This is a genomic window from Micromonospora endolithica, assembly GCF_003626595.1.
Taxonomy (GTDB): domain Bacteria; phylum Actinomycetota; class Actinomycetes; order Mycobacteriales; family Micromonosporaceae; genus Micromonospora; species Micromonospora endolithica.
The window spans coordinates 454,034-470,254 of the sequence record NZ_RBAK01000002.1; the positions used below are offsets into that span (position 1 = coordinate 454,034).

Sequence of the window (16,221 nt, forward strand, 5' to 3'; positions counted from 1 at the left end):
CCGGACGTACGGGTTGCCGGGCGCACCGGCCCGGGCACCCGCCCCGGCGGGCTAGTCTGGGCCGGATGAGCGCGTCTCCCCCGTACCCTCGCCTCCGCCGGCCCCTGCGGTCGGCCCTCGCGGCGTCCTGCGCGGCGCTGGTGCTGGCCGCCGCCGGATGTAGCTTCGGCGAGCCACCCCCGGACCCGGCCGGCGAGCCGCCCACCTTCCCGACCCCGTCGGGGAGCGCCAGCGCCGACGACGGCGCCCAGGAGGTCGTCACCACCGTGGTGGCCAAGGGCCTGCGGGTGCCGTGGGGGATCGCCTTCCTGCCCGACGGGGCCGCCCTGGTCACCGAACGGGACACCGGCCGCATCCTGCGGGTCGGCCCCGAGTCGGGACCGGACGGCCTGGTCGTACGCGAGGTGCAGACCGTTCCCGACGTGGCGGCGGCCGGCGAGGGTGGCCTGCTGGGCATCGCGGTGTCGCCGGCGTACCAGAAGGACCGGACGGTCTTCGTCTACTACACCAGCGCGCGGGACAACCGCATCGCCCGTCTCCGGCTGGGCGAGCGGCCCACCCCGATCCTGACCGGCATCCCCAAGGCCGGCGTCCACAACGGGGGTGGCCTCGCCTTCGGCCCGGACAGCCAGCTCTACGCCAGCACCGGCGACGCCGGTGACCGGGCCGCCGCGCAGGACGTCAAGCGCCTCGGCGGGAAGATCCTGCGGATCACCCCGGCCGGGAAACCGGCCGCCGGCAACCCGTTCCGCAACTCCCCGGTCTGGTCGGTGGGGCACCGCAACGTGCAGGGCATGGCGTGGGACGCCGGCAAGCGGATGTACGCGGTGGAGTTCGGCCAGAACACCTGGGACGAGATCAACCAGATCACCAAGGGGCGCAACTACGGGTGGCCGCGGGTCGAGGGACGCACCGACGACGCCCGCTACGTCAATCCGATCGCCCAGTGGCCGACCTCGGACGCCTCCTGCTCCGGCCTCGCCGCGGCGGACCGCCTGCTGGTCACCGCCTGCCTCCGGGGCGAGCGACTGTGGCTGGTCGAGCTGACCGACACCGGCACCGTGCTGGGACAGCCCCGTGAGCTGCTGACCGGACGGTTCGGCCGGCTCCGGGCGGTGGCCGCCGCGCCGGACGGCTCGCTCTGGGTGAGCACCTCCAACCACGACGGTCGGGGTGACCCGGCACCGGAGGACGATCGGCTGTTGCGCCTGGTGTTCTCCGGCGGTGGCGCCGGACGAAGCTGACGGCACCTGGGCCAGGTTTGCCAAGATCCTCTAACGGGCAGGTCAGAATCTCAGCATGGACGGGCAGGAGAACGAGCAGCAGGGGGCCACGCGGGCCGGCCGGCGGCGGGCGCTGCGCGCGACCGGAGTGACGCTGGCGGTCCTGGTCGTCGCGCTGGCCGGCGTGCTGATCGGCGTGTTCGCCGGCGGACGGGTCAGCACCGACATCGGGCCGTTCCGTGCGGACCTGTCGGTGGCGCCGTCGGTGTCCGGCGGCACCACCGTCGACATCCCGCCGCTGGGCGCGCTGCTGCTGGACAGCCACCACGGCCCCACCCACCTGACGGTGGAGCTGGGTGCCCTGGACCAGAGCCGCACCGAGGCGCTGCTGGGCGATCCGGCCAGCATCAGCCGGGCCAGCCAGTCCGCCGTCGACGACGTCCGCGAGGGTGTCGTGCGGCTCGGTCTGCGTACCGTCGCCTCGGCCGTGCTGGTCACCCTCCTGCTGGCCCTGCTGGTCTTCCGGGACACCCGGCGGGCGGCCTGGGCCGGTAGCCTCGCCCTGGTGGTCACGGCCGGCAGCCTGGGCGTGGCCGCGGCCAGCCTGCGCCCCCAGTCGATAGAGGAGCCCCGCTACGAGGGCCTGCTGGTCAACGCCCCGGCGATCGTCGGCGACGCCCGCCGGATCGCCAACGACTACACCCGCTACGCGGAGCAACTCCGGCGCATCGTGGGCAACGTCAGCCAGCTCTACTCGACCGTGTCGTCGCTGCCGGTGTACGAGCCGGACCCGAACACCACCCGGGTCCTGCACGTGTCGGACATGCACCTCAACCCGACCGGCTGGCAGCTGATCCGCACGATCGTGGAGCAGTTCAACATCGACGTCGTGATCGACACCGGCGACATCACCGACTGGGGCAGCGAACCCGAGGCCTCGTACGTCGGCTCGATCGGCCTGCTCCGCAAGCCGTACGTCTACATCCGGGGCAACCACGACTCCGGCCGGACCGCCGCCGCGGTGGCCCGGCAGCCGAACGCGATCGTGCTGGACAACACCACCGTGTCGGTCGCCGGGCTGACCATCGCCGGCATCGGTGACCCGCGCTTCACGCCGGACAAGAGCACCTCACCGGCCGGCAGCGGCCTCACCCAGGAGACGGCCGACCAGCTCATCGGCGTCGGCAACCAGTTGACCAGCACCGTGCGCAGCTCACCGAGACCGGTGAACATCGCGCTGGTGCACGACCCCGCCTCGGCCGGGCCGCTCGCCGGCACGGTGCCGCTGGTGCTGGCCGGGCACACCCACAAGCGTGAGGTGTCGAAGCTGCCGCAGGAGCCGGGTCAGACGCCCACCCTGCTGATGGTGCAGGGGTCGACCGGCGGCGCCGGACTGCGCGGTCTGGAGGGCGAGGAGCCGACGCCGCTGACGATGAGCGTGCTCTACTTCGACCAGGACAAACTGCTCCAGGCGTATGACGACATCACCGTCGGCGGGACCGGTCAGGCCCAGGTCAACCTGGAGCGGCACGTGGTGGAGGACCCCAAGGCCGGCCCTCCCGCCCCGGTCACCCCCACCCCCACCCGCTGACCCGCTGACCCACCGCCGGCTGTCGTCGGCCGTACCGGGCCGTCACGGTCATCTCCCCGCCCTTCACCCTCCGTGAGGACCAGCCCACTCCCGACCGCCACCGCTTCTCCCTTTGCTCTGCTTCAACCCACGCAACGCTTACCCTCGGTTACAGCACGTTGCGAGCCCGACTCACCACTCGCGCGTCGAACGCCTGGTCGGAGACAGTTGCGTGGGTTGAAGCAGAGCAAAGGGGCCAGCACGCAGGCGTGGAGGCGGGACAGGAACGCTACGCAGGGTGACACCACGTGCAGCAACGGACGGTGACCAGAGCGTCAGTCAGGCAAGGTCAGCTCAGACCAGCTCAGACCAGCTCAGGCCAGGTCAGCAGTTCAGCGCAGCGCGAGCGCGGCCAGGGCGGCGTTGACGATGCTGCCGGGCAGCAGGTCGTGCAACTCGTACAGGTCTCGGACGCTGCCGGACTGGCCGAACTCGTCCACGCCCAACGGCACCGCCGGCGCGCCCACCGCCGACCCTAGCCACGCCATCGCGTGCGACGCCGCGTCGTGCACCGTCACCACCGGCACCCGATCGGCGAAGGCGGACCGCAGCGCGCCCGGCACGCTCGGCACGGTCGCCGTGCGTACGCCCTGGCGCAGCGTGCGCTGCCAGGCCCGGTAGAGACGGTCCAGGCTGGTCACGTCCACCACGTGCGCGGCGACGCCCTCCTCGGCCAGCTCGGCGGCGGCGGCGAGCGCCTCGGGCAAAACCGCGCCGGACGCGGCGATCTGCACGACCGGGGCGTCGGCCAGGTGCGGGTGCGCCTGGTGCGCGTCGACCAGCCGGTACGCCCCGGCGACCACCTGCCGGCGCAGCACCGCGTCGCCGAGCCGGGCCCGCGCCGCCTCGAAGGGCGCCTGGTCCACCGGGCGGGTGCTGAGCCGGAAGTAGTACGCCCCGTCCTCCGCGGGCGCGGCGGTGGCCGCGGGCGTGGCCCCGCCGGCGATCTGGCCGAGCGCGTCGCAGAGCAACCAGTCCAGGCTGCCGGCGTACGCGGGCTCCACGAACGTCACACCGGGCAGCTCCAGACCCACGCTGGCGGTGATGGTCGACTGGTGGGCGCCGCCCTCCGGGGCCAGGGTGATGCCGGACGGGGTACCGGCCACCACGAACCGGGAACCGGAGTAGGTGCCGTAGAGGAACGCGTCCAGCCCCCGCAGCACGAACGGGTCGTAAACCGTGCCGATCGGCAGCAGCGGCTGCCCGGACAGGTCCCAGGACAGGCCGAGCTGACCGAGCAGCAGGAACAGGTTCATCTCGGAGATGCCCAGCTCGATGTGCTGCCCCGACGGGGTCTCCGTCCAGCGCAGCATCCGGTCCTCCGACCAGGAGCGCTGCTCGGTGGGGGCGAAGACGCCGGTCTTGTTGATGAACCCGGCCAGGTTGGTGGAGGTGGCCACGTCCGGCGCGGTGGTCACCAGGTAGGGCGCCACCTCCGGATTCCGGGCCAGGTCGACCAGTACCCGGCCGAACACCTCCTGGGTGGAGACCGGCTTGTTGACGCGTACCCTCGTGGTCTCCGGGACGGTGACCCCCAGCGCGCGCTCGCGCGGCGCGCGGGACAGCGCCTCCCGGCGCTCGCCGGCCCGGATGCCCGCCTCCGACGCCGGGTCGAGGCGGTCCCACTCGGTCTCGGCCGTGAGACCGTGCGCGGTACGCAGGGCGTCGACCTGCTCGGTCGACAGCAGCGCCGAGTGGTTGCGGGGATTGCCGGCGATGGGCAGACCCCAACCCTTGACCGTGTACGCGAACACGACGCTGGGCCGGTCGGTGACCGCGTCGCACTGGGCGTACGCGTCGAGCATCGCCTGAAGGTCGTGCCCGCCCAGGTCGGTGACGAGCGGACCCAACTCGTCGTCGGCGATGTCGGCGATCAGCTCGGCGATCCCGGCCGGCGCGCCGTCCAGGAACTGCTTACGCAACGCCGGGCCGGCCAGTCCGAACAGCGACTGGTACTGCTCGTTGGGCATCGCGTCGATCCAGTCGCGCAGCGCCTCCCCGCCCGGGCGGGCGTACGCCTGCGCGAGCTTGCGGCCGTACTTGACCTCGACCACGTGCCAGCCGGCGGCCTCGAACTGGCCGCGCCACTGGTTGATCCGGATGCCCGGCACGACCCGGTCCAGCGACTGGCGGTTGAAGTCGACGAGCCACATGACGTTGCCCAGGCCGGTGGTGGCCGGGTCGGCGACCGCCTCCCAGATGTTGCCCTCGTCCAGCTCGGCGTCGCCGATCAGCGCGACGAACCGGGAGTGCGGGCGCGCGCCGAAGTGCGCGTCGACGTAGCGGCGGGTGGCCGCGGCGAACAGCGGCGCCGCCGCGCCCAGACCCACCGAGCCGGTGGAGAAGTCCACCTCGTCGGGGTCCTTGGTCCGCGACGGGTACGACTGGAGTCCGCCACGGGCCCGCAGCGTCGTGAGGTACGACCGGTCCAGCCTGCCGAGCAGGTACTGGATGGCGTGGAACACCGGTGAGGCGTGCGGCTTCACCGCGACCCGGTCCTCGGCGTCCAGGTGGGCGAACCACAGCGCGGTCATCGCGGTCACCAGTGAGGCGCTGGACGCCTGGTGGCCGCCGACCTTCACCCCGTCACCGGTGTCCCGGTCGTGGTTCGCGGCGTCCACGATCCGGGTGGCGAGCCAGAGCACCCGCCGCTGGATCTCGTCGAGCACGTCGAGGTCGTTCTGGTTCACGGTGGCTCCATCCGGGCGTCGCCGTTGACGCCCTTCGCACAAGGGGTGGTCGCGCTGCGGTGCTGCGGTGCTGCGGTGTAAGGAAGGGCCCCCTATTAACGCCTGGTGTATAGGAAGGGGCCCTTCCTAACACTCAGCCCTGAACGCCGAGGCGCTCCAGGATCAGCTCGCGGACGGTCTTCGCGTCGGCCTGACCACGGGTGGTCTTCATGACCGCGCCGACCAGCGCGCCGGCCGCGGCGACCTTGCCGCTGCGGATCTTCTCCGCGATGGCCGGGTTGGCGGCGATCGCCTCGTCGACGGCCGCGGTCAGCGCGCCGGTGTCGGAGACGACCTCCAGGCCCCGGTTGGTCATGATCTCGGTCGGCGAGCCCTCGCCGGCGACCACGCCCTCCAGGACGGTCCGGGCCATCTTGTCGTTGAGCTTGCCGGCGTCGACCAGGCTCTGCAGCTCGGCGACCTGGCCGGGGGTCGCCCCCACGTCGACCAGTTCCGCACCGGTCTCGTTGGCCCGGCGGGACAGCTCACCGAGCCACCACTTGCGGGCCGCGGCCGGGGTGGCCCCGGCGGCGACGGTCGCCTCGATCAGCTCGACCGCGCCGGCGTTGAGCACCGACTGCATGTCGAGATCCGACAGGCCCCACTGCTCCTGGAGGCGGCGGCGGTGCAGCCGGGGCAGCTCCGGCAGGGCCGCCTTCAGCTCGGCCACCCACGCGGCGTCCGGCGCGAGGGGCACCAGGTCCGGCTCCGGGAAGTACCGGTAGTCGGTGGCGGTCTCCTTGGACCGGCCGGGCCGGGTGTCTCCGGTGTCCTCCTGGAAGTGCCGGGTCTCCTGGGTGATCCGGCCACCGGCGTCCAGCACCGACGCCTGGCGCAGCATCTCCGACCGGACGGCCCGCTCCACCGACCGCAGGGAGTTGACGTTCTTGGTCTCGGTGCGGGTGCCCCACTCCTCGCCCGGCAGGTTGAGGGAGGTGTTGACGTCGCAGCGCAGCGACCCCTCCTCCATCCGCACGTCGGAGACGCCCAGCGAGCGGATCACGTCCCGCAGCTCGGCCACGTACGCGCGGGCCACCTCGGGCGCGAGCGCGCCGATCCCCGGCACCGGCTTGGTGACGATCTCGACCAGCGGGATGCCGGCCCGGTTGTAGTCGACCAGCGACTCGGTGGCGCCGTGGATCCGACCGGTGGCCCCGCCGACGTGCAGCGTCTTGCCGGTGTCCTCCTCCAGGTGCACCCGCTCGATGCCGATCCGGACCAGCTCGCCGTTCACCTCGACGTCCAGGTAGCCGTCGACGCACAGCGGCTCGTCGTACTGACTGATCTGGAAGTTCTTCGGCATGTCCGGGTAGAAGTAGTTCTTCCGGGCGAACCGGCACCACGGCGCGATCGAGCAGTTGAGCGCCAGGCCGATCCGGATGGTCGCCTCGATGGCCGCCTTGTTGGCCACCGGCAGCGAGCCGGGCAGGCCCAGGCAGACCGGGCAGACCCGGGTGTTCGGCTCACCACCGAAGTCGGTCGGGCAACCGCAGAACATCTTGGTGTTCGTGCCCAGCTCGACGTGGGTCTCCAGGCCGATCACCGGTTCGTAGCGCGCGACGACCTCGTCGTACGCGGGCAGTGTCGTCGTCATCTGAGCTCCAGGCGCGATCCGGACAGAACCGGTCCAGCCTAATGGGGTTGCCCGGCCGCTCCGTCCCCGGGTTTGCACCTGCGAGCGTGGCGTGATCGCCGGCGGGGTACCGAGCGACCATGACGAATACGGGGCACGATCGATCGGTACGCGCGGGAGTCGAGGACCAGGCACGCCGAGACTGGTTGGCGTGGCCGCTGCTGGCGGCAATGGTGGCTGGTCTCGCCCTGCTGTTCTTCGGAGAGCGCGTCGCGACCCAGGTGACCGGTGCGGTGATCGCGGTAGCCATGTTCGTGGCGGCCCTCAGCCACCGGAGGACCACGCGGCGGGCCCGTCGCCTCGCCGACGGGAAGCGGTCGTGACCAGTCCGGGGACGCGGTCTCGCGTACGACTCGTGGTTCTCGCGGTGGTGGCGGTGTGGGCGCTGGCCGCCGGGATCGGCGTGGCCACCTGGTTGGCCGCCGGGGAGGACCGTCAGCCGGAAACCGCTGGCGGCCTGGTCGCCGGCACGGTGCTGCCCGGCCTGCTGGCGGTGGCGATCGCGTACGCCCTGACCCGCTTCCTGGAGCGGCGGCGGGCGGACCGGCGGCCGTCGTGACCGGCGTGTGGGGCGTCGCCGGGCAGGAGCGGACGGCGGCGACCGGGGGGCGGCGGCACGGTCACCGCCCCGAGGTGTACGTGGGAGCCGCGCTGATAGCGGTCGCCTTCGCCGCGCTGGGCACCGCCGCGATGGTCGGCGACGGCACCGCGGACCGGGGCGAGATGGTCGTGGTGTTCGCGCTGATGCTGATCCCGCCGCTCGTCGGCGCGGTCGTCGCGCTCGTCTTCGGCCGCCGACTGATCAAGCGGATGCCGCCGCTGGCCGGCGCGGATCCGGCGACGAAGCGGGCGCTGCGGGACGGGTCCACGAACGACCCGCGAATCGACGCGCTGGCCCGCGACGAGGCCACCCGTACGCTGGCCCGCGGTTGGGTCCGGTGGGCTGCCGCGCTCCCGTTGCTCGCCCACCTCGCCCAGGTGCTCCTCGACGACGACCTGTTCCTCCGCGCCGGCAACGCTCTGGGCGTGGTCCTGTGGGCGCTGGTGATCGTGTTACGCCAGCGCGCCCACCGGCTGGCCCGGCGCTACCTGGCGACGTAGGGCCTATGGCGCCAGGAAGGGCCCCCGGTACCGCGCTATGCGTTAACCGGGGGCCGTTCCTTACACCGAAACGAGTTACAGGGTGGGCGGGGTGAGGGTGCCGACGGCGCTCTCCAGCGCGGCGGCCACCCGGTACATCCGGTCGTCGGCCATCGTCGGGGCCATCACCTGGAGGCCCACCGGCAGCCCGTCGGAGAGACCGCACGGCACCGAGATGCCGGGCCCGCCGTACAGGTTGGTCGGGATGGTGTACAGGTCAGCCAGGTACATCTGGTAGGGGTCCGAGGTGCGCGCCCCGATCGGGAAGGCCACGAACGGCGTGGTCGGCGAGATCAGCGCGTCGACCCGCTCGAACGCCGCGGTGAAGTCCCGCGTGATCAGGGTGCGGACCTTCTGCGCCTGCCCGTAGTAGGCGTCGTAGTACCCGGAGGACAGCGCGTACGTCCCGATCATGATGCGCCGCTTCACCTCGGGGCCGAAGCCGGCCTCCCGGGTCAGCGACATGACCTCCTCCAGCGACCGGTTGCCGTCGTCGCCGACCCGCAGGCCGAACCGTACGCCGTCGAACCGGGCCAGGTTGGACGAGCACTCGCTCGGCGCGATCAGGTAGTACGCGGGCAGCGCGTACGTGAAGTTCGGGCAGGAGACCTCGACGATCTCGGCGCCCAGCTTCGCCAGCGCGTCGACCGACTCGCGGAACGCGGCCAGCACGCCCGGCTCGGCGCCCTCACCGGTGAACTCGCTGACGATGCCGAGCTTCACCCCGGTCAGGTCGCCGCCGGCACCGCGCCTAGCCGCGGCCACCACGTCCGGCAACGGGGCCGGGATGGAGGTGGAGTCGCGCGGGTCGTGCCCGCCGATCACCTGGTGCAGCAGGGCGGCGTCCAGCACCGTACGCGCGCACGGGCCGGGGGTGTCCAGCGAGGACGAGAACGCCACCAGGCCGTACCGGGAGGTGCCGCCGTAGGTGGGCTTCGCGCCGACGGTGCCGGTGACCGCGCCCGGCTGCCGGATCGAGCCGCCGGTGTCCGACCCGATGGCCAGCGGTGCCTCGTACGCGGCCAGGGCCGCCGCGCTGCCGCCGCCGGAGCCACCCGGGATGCGCTCCAGGTCCCACGGGTTGTGCGTCGCGCCGTACGCGGAGTATTCCGTGGAGGAGCCCATCGCGAACTCGTCCATGTTGGTCTTGCCGAGCATCACCGTGCCGGCCTCGCGCAGCCGCTGGACGATCGTCGCGTCGTACGGCGGGCGCCAACCTTCGAGGATCTTCGACCCGACGGTGGTCGGCACGCCCCGGGTGGCGAGCACGTCCTTGACGGCCACCGGCACGCCCGCGAGCGGGCCCAGTTCCTCACCGGCGGCGCGGCGGGCGTCCACGTCCCGCGCGGCGGCCAGCGCGCCGTCGGTGTCCACGTGCAGGAAGGCGTGCACCCGGTCGTCGACCGCGGCGATGCGGTCCAGGTGGGCCTGGGTGACCTCGACGGCGCTGGTCTCGCCCTTCGCCACCAGGCCCGCGATCTCGACGGCGCTGAGCTTGGTCAGATCGGTGCTCACGATGCCACATCCTCGTCCAGGATCCGCGGGACGCGGAACCGCTGCTCCTCGGCGTCGGGCGCACCCGACAGCGCCTCCTCGGGGGTCAGGCACGGCGTCACGACGTCCTCGCGGAGCACGTTGGTCAGCGGCACCGAGTGCGACGTCGGCGGGATGTCCGCCGCGGCGACCTCGCCGACCTGGGCGACCGCCTGAAGGATCACGTCGAGCTGGCCGGCGAAGGTGTCCAGCTCCTCCTCGGTCACGGCGAGCCGCGACAGTCGCGCCAGGTGCGCGACCTCCTCGCGGGAGATGGCGGCCATCGGTGCCCCCTTCGTGGCTGTCCTGAGACGTCTGCGTACGCCGACCGCGCGGCGGGTGGTGCGTGACGCGCGGTGACCGCAGCGAGTCTATTGTCCCGCCCCGCCTCCGTCGGTACGGGGTCAGCGGGCGTGCCGGCGGGGTATCTCGGCGTCCGGGTCGGCGGTAGGACGCACCGGCCGGTACCGGGCCAGCCAGCCGACGAGTTCGTCCGCCGGCATCGGCCGGGCGTAGAACCATCCCTGCGCGGCGTCGCATCCGGCCGCGTACAGCATCCGCCAGGTCCGCTCGTCCTCCACGCCCTCGGCGACCACGCGCAGCCCCAGCGCCCCGGCGAGGCCGATCGTGGACGTGACGATCGCCGCGTCGTCGGCGTCCTCGACCATCCCCAGCACGAACGAGCGGTCGACCTTCACCTCGGACAGCGGCAGCCGGCGCAGGTGCTGCAACGACGAGTACCCGGTGCCGAAGTCGTCCAGCGCGATGCCCACCCCGATCCGGTGCAGGCGGGAGATCGTGGCCAGGACCCGCCGGGGATCCGCCATCAGCGCGCCCTCGGTGATCTCCAGTTGCAGCTGGTGCGGCGGCACCCCGTGCCGGTCCAGCCGGTCGGCGATCTGGTCGGCGATCTCGCCGGTGTGCAGGTCGCGCACGCTGACGTTGAGCGCCGCCCGCAGGGCTATCCCGGCGCTCGCCCACGCCGCCAGCTGTGCCACCACGTCGTCCACGACGCGCCGAGTCAGCAGCCGCATCACCGCGCTCTGCTCGGCCACCCGGATCAGCTCCTCCGGGTCGACCATCCCCCGGCGCGGATGCCGCCAGCGCAGCAGCGCCTCGACACCGACCACCTCGCCGGTGGCGATGGCGATCTGCGGCTGGTAGTACATGGTGATCTCGCCGGCGTCGGCGGCCGGGTCGGCGTCGGTCGCCCGCCGGCGGCCACCGTCGCCGCTCGCGCTCCGCCCGCCGTTCGGGCCGTCGTGGGTCGCCACCCCGTTCGGGTGTACGGGCGACGCCTCCCGCCGCTGTCCGGGGGAGCGTCCGTCGCCGGTCGAGCCGTCCACGACCCCCGTCGCCGCACCGCCGTTCCCCGCTCCGGGACCGCTGCCGTTCCCGGTGCCGGCGCCGACGGTGTCCGGGCCGGTTCCGGCGTCGTCGAGGCCCGTGCCGGCGGTGTCGACTCCCATGCCGGCGGTGTCGAGGCCGGCACCGGCGGTGTCGACGCCCGCGCCGGCGGTGTCCGGACCCGCGGGGGCGTGGTGCGCACGGGCCGACGCGGATCGCGTCGTACCGCCTGCGGCGCGTTCGTCCGGGCCGCTCTCCGCCGCCCGCGCCGCCCGGCGGCGGATCGGGTCGGCGGCGGTGGCGATGTGGTTGATCAGCTCGTCGGTGTACGCCACCGGCTCGGACGGTTGCCGGCGGCGGCGCAGGCGCCAGCGGCCGGACCCGTCGGTCCGGGTCCGCACCCCGGCGGCCGGCAGCTCCGCGCCGTCCGAGCCGCGCACGCCGGCCGGACCACCGGCGGGAAGCACCCGGCCGGGGGCGATCCCGCTGAGGTCCACCGCCGGCTCCGGCTGCTCCCCGGCCCGCGCGGCCACCGGCGGCCGGGCCCCGGGAGGTGCCTCGGCGTCCGGCGGCCCGGTCGCCACGGCGCGCTCGGCGTCCGGCGGCCCGGTCGCCACGGCGCGCTCGGCGTCCGGCGGCCCGGTCGCCACGGCGCGCTCGGCGTCGGCCGGGCCGGAGTCCAGGACCCGACGCAGGTCGGCCAGGAGGCCGAGCCGCTCGGCGGAGTTGTGGTCGGACTCGGCCGTGTACACGGCCACCGTGTCGTTGCGGTGCTTCGCGTCGTACATCGCCACGTCGGCGTGGCGCATCAGGGTGGCGAAGTCCTCGCCGTGATCGGGGTAGATCGCGATGCCGATCGAGCCGCCCACGTCCAGCGGCAGGCCGTCCAACGCCACCGGCTCGGCCAGCACGGTGACCACCTGGTCGGCGAGGTCGCGGGCCTCGCTCACGTCGGCGAGACCGGTCACCACGATGGCGAACTCGTCACCGCCCAGCCGGGCCACCATCGCGCCGCCGACCGTCTCGGTCAGCCGGGCGCTCACCTCGACCAGCAGCCGGTCCCCCACGGCGTGTCCGAGCGCGTCGTTGACGTGTTTGAAGCGGTCCAGGTCGAGCAGGAGCAGCGCCAACCGGGTGTCCCGCTCACCCCGAGCGGCCCGCTCGGCGTGCAGGTGCACCTGCTCGCCGACGTCCGCCAGCAGTGCCTTGCGGTTGGGCAGACCGGTGAGCGGGTCGAGGGAGGCGAGCTGCTGCTGCTCGACGCTGAGTCGGGCCATCCGGTAGACGGCGAACAGCGGCACCAGCACCAGGGGGATCAGCGCCGCGCTGGCCCGAGCGGCGGCGACCAGCACCGGGGCGAGCAGCAGCAGCGAGCCGGTGGCGAGCAGCTCGAAGCCGAGCCCCTGGCGAAGCCCCGGCCACCAGCGGTCGCCGAAGCGCAACCGGACGGCCGCGCTCACCAGCCCGTAGTTGACCACGAACCAGGCCAGGGTGGCCGCGCCGACCGCCGCCACGTCGGTCCAGCGCAGCCGACCGCCGTCGAAGACGCTGCCCGGCCCGAGAAGCGTCAGGGCGTACGCGGCACCGAGCGCGCAGGCGTACTGGCCGGCGTTGAAGGCGGTCCGCCAGGGGGCGTAGCCCAACCGCCAGCCGGACACCACGACCGCGACCGCCTGCACGGCGACCGCCGGGCCGAGCCCCCAGCCGAGCAGGATCGCGAAGGTGAAGCAGGTGGACGGGAACACCGCCGAGGACTCGCGCCGCCCGGGCGGCACGAAGGGGCGGGCGTCGCAGGCGACCGCGAGCGCCGCCATCGTCCAGAAGGCGGCGGGCAACTCGTCGAACCGGCCGGGTAGCGCCAGCAGGGGCCCGGCCGACACCAGGACCGCCGCGCCCAGGACCACCGCCACGAACGCGGAGAACCGCGCCGTCACCTCGGGTGGAATGGAGTTACGCGGGTCAGCGGTCTCCATTCACACCTCCACAGACGGCGACCGGCGCGTCCCGTACCCGCCGTGCCCCTATGAAACGCCCTCGCCGCCGGGTTTCCCGGTATGACAGTCACGAATCGGTCGTAGTCGTAATTAAGTTGGTATACGCGATCAAGATCCGCGAGGGTGCTGGCGACGCCGGCCGGCGCGGTCGGTCAACCCTCGACGCGGGCGACCTCCCGGGCCGCGTCCGGACCGGCGTCGAGCAGCACCCGGAACCCGTCCTCGTCGAGCATCGGCACCTTGAGGCCGGCCGCCTTGTCGGCCTTGGAGCCCGGGTTGTCGCCGACCACCACGAATCCCGTCTTCTTGGAGACCGACCCGCTGACCTTCCCGCCCCGGCTCTGGATCGCCTCGGCGGCCTGGTCGCGGGAGAAGCCGGCGAGCGTGCCGGTCACCACGACGGTCAACCCCTCCAGGGGGCGCGGGCCCTCGTCGACCGCGTCCTCGGTCATCCGTACGCCCGCCTCGGCCCACTTGCGGACCACCTCGCGGTGCCAGTCGACGGCGAACCACTCCCGGATGCTCGCCGCGATCGTCGGACCGACCCCGTCCACCGAGGACAGCTCTTCCTCGCCGGCCCGGTCGATGGCCTCGACGGAGCGGAAGTGCCGGGCCAGCGCCTGCGCGGCGGTCGGCCCGACGTGCCGGATGGAGAGCGCCACCAGCACCCGCCACAGATCCCGCTCCCGGGCCACGGCCAGGTTGTCCAGCAGCTTGACCGCGTTGCTGCCGAGGCTGCCGTCCTTGTTGACGAAGAACGGCGACCGGGACAACTGCTCGGCGTCCAGCGCGAACAGGTCTCCCTCGTCCTGGATGATCTCCGCTTCGAGCAGCGCGGCGGCGCCCTTGTAGCCGAGCACCTCGATGTCGAACGCACCCCGCCCGGCGAGGTGGAAGACCCGCTCCCGCAGCTGCGCCGGACAGCTGCGGGAGTTGGGGCAGCGAATGTCGATGTCGCCCTCCTTGGCCGGCGCCAGCGGCGTTCCGCAGGCCGGGCAGGTGGCGGGCATGACGAACGGACGCGCATCGGCCGGGCGCAGCTCGACCACCGGCCCGAGCACCTCGGGAATCACGTCGCCGGCCTTACGGATCACCACGGTGTCGCCGATCAGCACGCCCTTGCGCTCCACCTCGCGGGCGTTGTGCAGGGTGGCCAGGGCAACCGTCGAGCCGGCCACCCGGACCGGTTCCAGGACCGCGAACGGGGTGACCCGACCGGTGCGCCCGACGTTGACGTCGATGTCGAGCAGCTTGGTGTTGACCTCCTCCGGCGGGTATTTGAAGGCGATGGCCCAGCGCGGCGCCCGGCTGGTCGAGCCGAGCCGGCCCTGGATGGAGACCGGGTCGACCTTCACCACCACGCCGTCGATCTCGTGCTCCACGTCGTGCCGGTGCGCGGCGTAGTGGGCGATGTAGTCGGCGACGCCGGCCAGGTCGGGCACCACCCGCCACCGGTCGCTGGTGGGCAGCCCCCACGCCCGCAGCGCCGCGTACGACTCGGACTGGGTGGCCGGCCGGAAGCCGCGCCGGGCCCCGATGCCGTGCACCACCAGACGTAGCGGGCGGGACGCGGTGATCCGCGGGTCCTTCTGCCGCAGGCTGCCGGCGGCGGCGTTGCGCGGGTTGGCGAACGGCGCCTTGCCCTGCTCGACGAGGCCGGCATTGAGGTCGGCGAACGCGGCGACCGGAAAGAAGATCTCGCCGCGCACCTCGATCAGCTCCGGTGCGTCGCCGAACTCGGCCGACGGCGTGAGCTGGCCCGGCACGTCCCGGATGCTCCGGACGTTGGCGGTGACGTCCTCACCGGTGCGCCCGTCGCCCCGGGTGGCCGCGCGCACCAGACGCCCGTGCTCGTAGGTGAGGTTGATGGCCAGGCCGTCGACCTTCAGCTCGCACAGATAGGGCACCGGCCCGCCGGCGTCCCGCTCGACCCGCTCCGCCCAGGCGGACAGCTCCTCGTCGGCGAAGGCGTTGTCCAGCGAGAGCATGCGTTCGGCGTGGGCGACCGGCGTGAAGTCGGTGGAGAAGCTCCCGCCCACCCGCTGGGTCGGCGAGTCGGGGGTGCGCAGGGCCGGGAACTCCGCCTCCAACGCCTCCAGCTCCCGCAGTTGCCGGTCGAAGTCGGCGTCGGCGATGGTGGGCGCGTCGAGCACGTAGTACCGGTACTGGTGCTCGGTCAGCTCCTGGCTGAGCGTGGCGTGCCGATCCCGGGCCTCCGGGGTCGGCTCGGTGCCCGCCGCCGCCTCCTGGGCCGCGCTGACCTGCTGGCCGATCACTTCCTCGGACACCGCTTGGGACCTCCCGTTTCTCCGCTACCGGCACCGTATCGGTCCGGTCGGACAATCCGTGGGCCACCCGGCTCGCCCGAGCGGCGAACCGGCCGCCGACGTGCGAGGATCGCCCGACGGCGAGCGGTCGCCGCCCGACGTGACGGAGGTACCGATGCCGGAATGGCTGCTCTGGGCGTTGGCGGTGGTGCTGGCGGTGGCGGCGGGCTGGGCCTGGACCGAATGGCGGCACCGGTCGGCCACCCGCCGACCGGCCGGACGTGCCAAGGGACCGGAGCGTGCCGGCACCCGCCCGGGGAAGACCGCGCCGCCCCGGGGCCGTACCCGGTCCACCACCCCGCCCCGGCCCCGCTCCGGTGCGCCGGAGCCGGCCGACCCGCCCGCCGCCGGTGAGATCTGGTGGGCCGACGTCCCGTACGCCGACGGGTCCGGCTCGAAGGTCCGTCCCTGCCTGGTGCTGCGGGTCGACGGGCGGGGCGCCGACGTCCTGAAGATCACCAGTCAGGACAAGAGCGACCGCGACGACCACGTGCGGATCCCCACCCGCGACTGGGACCCGGACGCCGAGCACGACAGCTTCGTCAACCTGACCGAGCCGGTACGCGTCCCGATCGCCGACTTCGCCAACCACGCCGGCGCCTGCGACCCGGCGCTGTGGCGACAGATCCGCCGCCTGCCCCACCTGCCCACCGCCCGGTGACGCG

12 protein-coding genes are annotated in these 16,221 nt (G+C 73.3%); 6 read left to right on the top strand and 6 right to left on the bottom strand.

All coding sequences use genetic code 11. The annotated features are described in order from the left end of the window. Positions 1 to 65 precede the first annotated feature (65 nt). Positions 66 to 1,244 carry a PQQ-dependent sugar dehydrogenase gene (locus tag D7223_RS07965; RefSeq protein WP_120726588.1) on the top strand — a complete coding sequence of 393 codons (1,179 nt, stop codon included), beginning with the start codon at positions 66 to 68 and terminating at the stop codon, positions 1,242 to 1,244. 55 nt (positions 1,245 to 1,299) lie between these two features. Beyond that, on the top strand, positions 1,300 to 2,814 hold the full coding sequence (locus D7223_RS07970; RefSeq protein WP_120726590.1) for a metallophosphoesterase: 1,515 nt from the start codon (positions 1,300 to 1,302) through the stop codon (positions 2,812 to 2,814). Positions 2,815 to 3,185: 371 nt separating this feature from the next. On the opposite strand, the gene D7223_RS07975 is transcribed toward D7223_RS07970, so the two are convergent. Both D7223_RS07975 and gatB read right to left on the bottom strand, forming a co-directional pair. Continuing rightward, positions 3,186 to 5,543 carry a transketolase-like TK C-terminal-containing protein gene (locus D7223_RS07975; protein ID WP_120726592.1) on the bottom strand — a complete coding sequence of 786 codons (2,358 nt, stop codon included), beginning with the start codon at positions 5,541 to 5,543 and terminating at the stop codon, positions 3,186 to 3,188. Positions 5,544 to 5,676: 133 nt separating this feature from the next. Beyond that, entirely contained in the window at positions 5,677 to 7,176 is a 1,500-nt protein-coding gene (gatB, locus tag D7223_RS07980) for an Asp-tRNA(Asn)/Glu-tRNA(Gln) amidotransferase subunit GatB (RefSeq protein ID WP_120726594.1), read from the bottom strand. Positions 7,177 to 7,295: 119 nt separating this feature from the next. Between gatB and D7223_RS32435 the strand changes: the two genes are divergently transcribed. The 3 genes from D7223_RS32435 to D7223_RS07990 are packed head-to-tail and all read left to right on the top strand — an operon-like array spanning position 7,296 to position 8,316. After that, positions 7,296 to 7,538, top strand: a complete 243-nt coding sequence (locus tag D7223_RS32435) for a hypothetical protein (RefSeq protein WP_147252588.1) — start codon at positions 7,296 to 7,298, stop codon at positions 7,536 to 7,538. Positions 7,539 to 7,570: 32 nt separating this feature from the next. Continuing rightward, positions 7,571 to 7,774, top strand: coding sequence for a hypothetical protein (locus D7223_RS07985; protein ID WP_120726596.1), 204 nt, complete (start codon positions 7,571 to 7,573; stop codon positions 7,772 to 7,774). Further along, positions 7,771 to 8,316 (top strand): hypothetical protein, encoded by a 546-nt coding sequence (locus tag D7223_RS07990; RefSeq protein WP_120726598.1) that lies wholly within the window; start codon positions 7,771 to 7,773, stop codon positions 8,314 to 8,316. Before D7223_RS07985 ends, D7223_RS07990 begins: the two co-directional genes overlap by 4 nt. A gap of 75 nt (positions 8,317 to 8,391) precedes the next feature. Here the strand turns inward: D7223_RS07990 and gatA are convergent, their stop codons facing one another. From gatA to ligA, 4 genes are all read right to left on the bottom strand, one after another. Further along, entirely contained in the window at positions 8,392 to 9,870 is a 1,479-nt protein-coding gene (gene gatA, locus D7223_RS07995; protein ID WP_120726600.1) for an Asp-tRNA(Asn)/Glu-tRNA(Gln) amidotransferase subunit GatA, read from the bottom strand. Further along, positions 9,867 to 10,172, bottom strand: coding sequence for an Asp-tRNA(Asn)/Glu-tRNA(Gln) amidotransferase subunit GatC (gene gatC / locus D7223_RS08000; protein WP_088995614.1), 306 nt, complete (start codon positions 10,170 to 10,172; stop codon positions 9,867 to 9,869). The genes gatA and gatC overlap by 4 nt, the downstream gene beginning before the upstream one ends. A gap of 120 nt (positions 10,173 to 10,292) precedes the next feature. Continuing rightward, positions 10,293 to 13,208, bottom strand: coding sequence for an EAL domain-containing protein (locus D7223_RS08005; RefSeq protein WP_120726604.1), 2,916 nt, complete (start codon positions 13,206 to 13,208; stop codon positions 10,293 to 10,295). 173 nt (positions 13,209 to 13,381) lie between these two features. Further along, positions 13,382 to 15,517 (bottom strand): NAD-dependent DNA ligase LigA, encoded by a 2,136-nt coding sequence (gene ligA / locus D7223_RS08010; RefSeq protein WP_120726607.1) that lies wholly within the window; start codon positions 15,515 to 15,517, stop codon positions 13,382 to 13,384. Between the two features lie 154 nt (positions 15,518 to 15,671). Between ligA and D7223_RS08015 the strand changes: the two genes are divergently transcribed. Further along, entirely contained in the window at positions 15,672 to 16,217 is a 546-nt protein-coding gene (locus D7223_RS08015; protein ID WP_120727096.1) for a type II toxin-antitoxin system PemK/MazF family toxin, read from the top strand. Positions 16,218 to 16,221: the final 4 nt, after the last annotated feature.

Bases quoted from the DNA above. Each gene is read 5' to 3' on its own strand.
- D7223_RS07965 (WP_120726588.1), top strand. From the start codon at position 66: ATGAGCGCGTCTCCCCCGTACCCTCGCCTCCGCCGGCCCCTGCGGTCG.
- D7223_RS07970 (WP_120726590.1), top strand. From the start codon at position 1,300: ATGGACGGGCAGGAGAACGAGCAGCAGGGGGCCACGCGGGCCGGCCGG.
- gatB (WP_120726594.1), bottom strand. From the start codon at position 7,176: ATGACGACGACACTGCCCGCGTACGACGAGGTCGTCGCGCGCTACGAA.
- D7223_RS32435 (WP_147252588.1), top strand. From the start codon at position 7,296: ATGACGAATACGGGGCACGATCGATCGGTACGCGCGGGAGTCGAGGAC.
- gatC (WP_088995614.1), bottom strand. From the start codon at position 10,172: ATGGCCGCCATCTCCCGCGAGGAGGTCGCGCACCTGGCGCGACTGTCG.
- D7223_RS08005 (WP_120726604.1), bottom strand. From the start codon at position 13,208: ATGGAGACCGCTGACCCGCGTAACTCCATTCCACCCGAGGTGACGGCG.
- D7223_RS08015 (WP_120727096.1), top strand. From the start codon at position 15,672: ATGCCGGAATGGCTGCTCTGGGCGTTGGCGGTGGTGCTGGCGGTGGCG.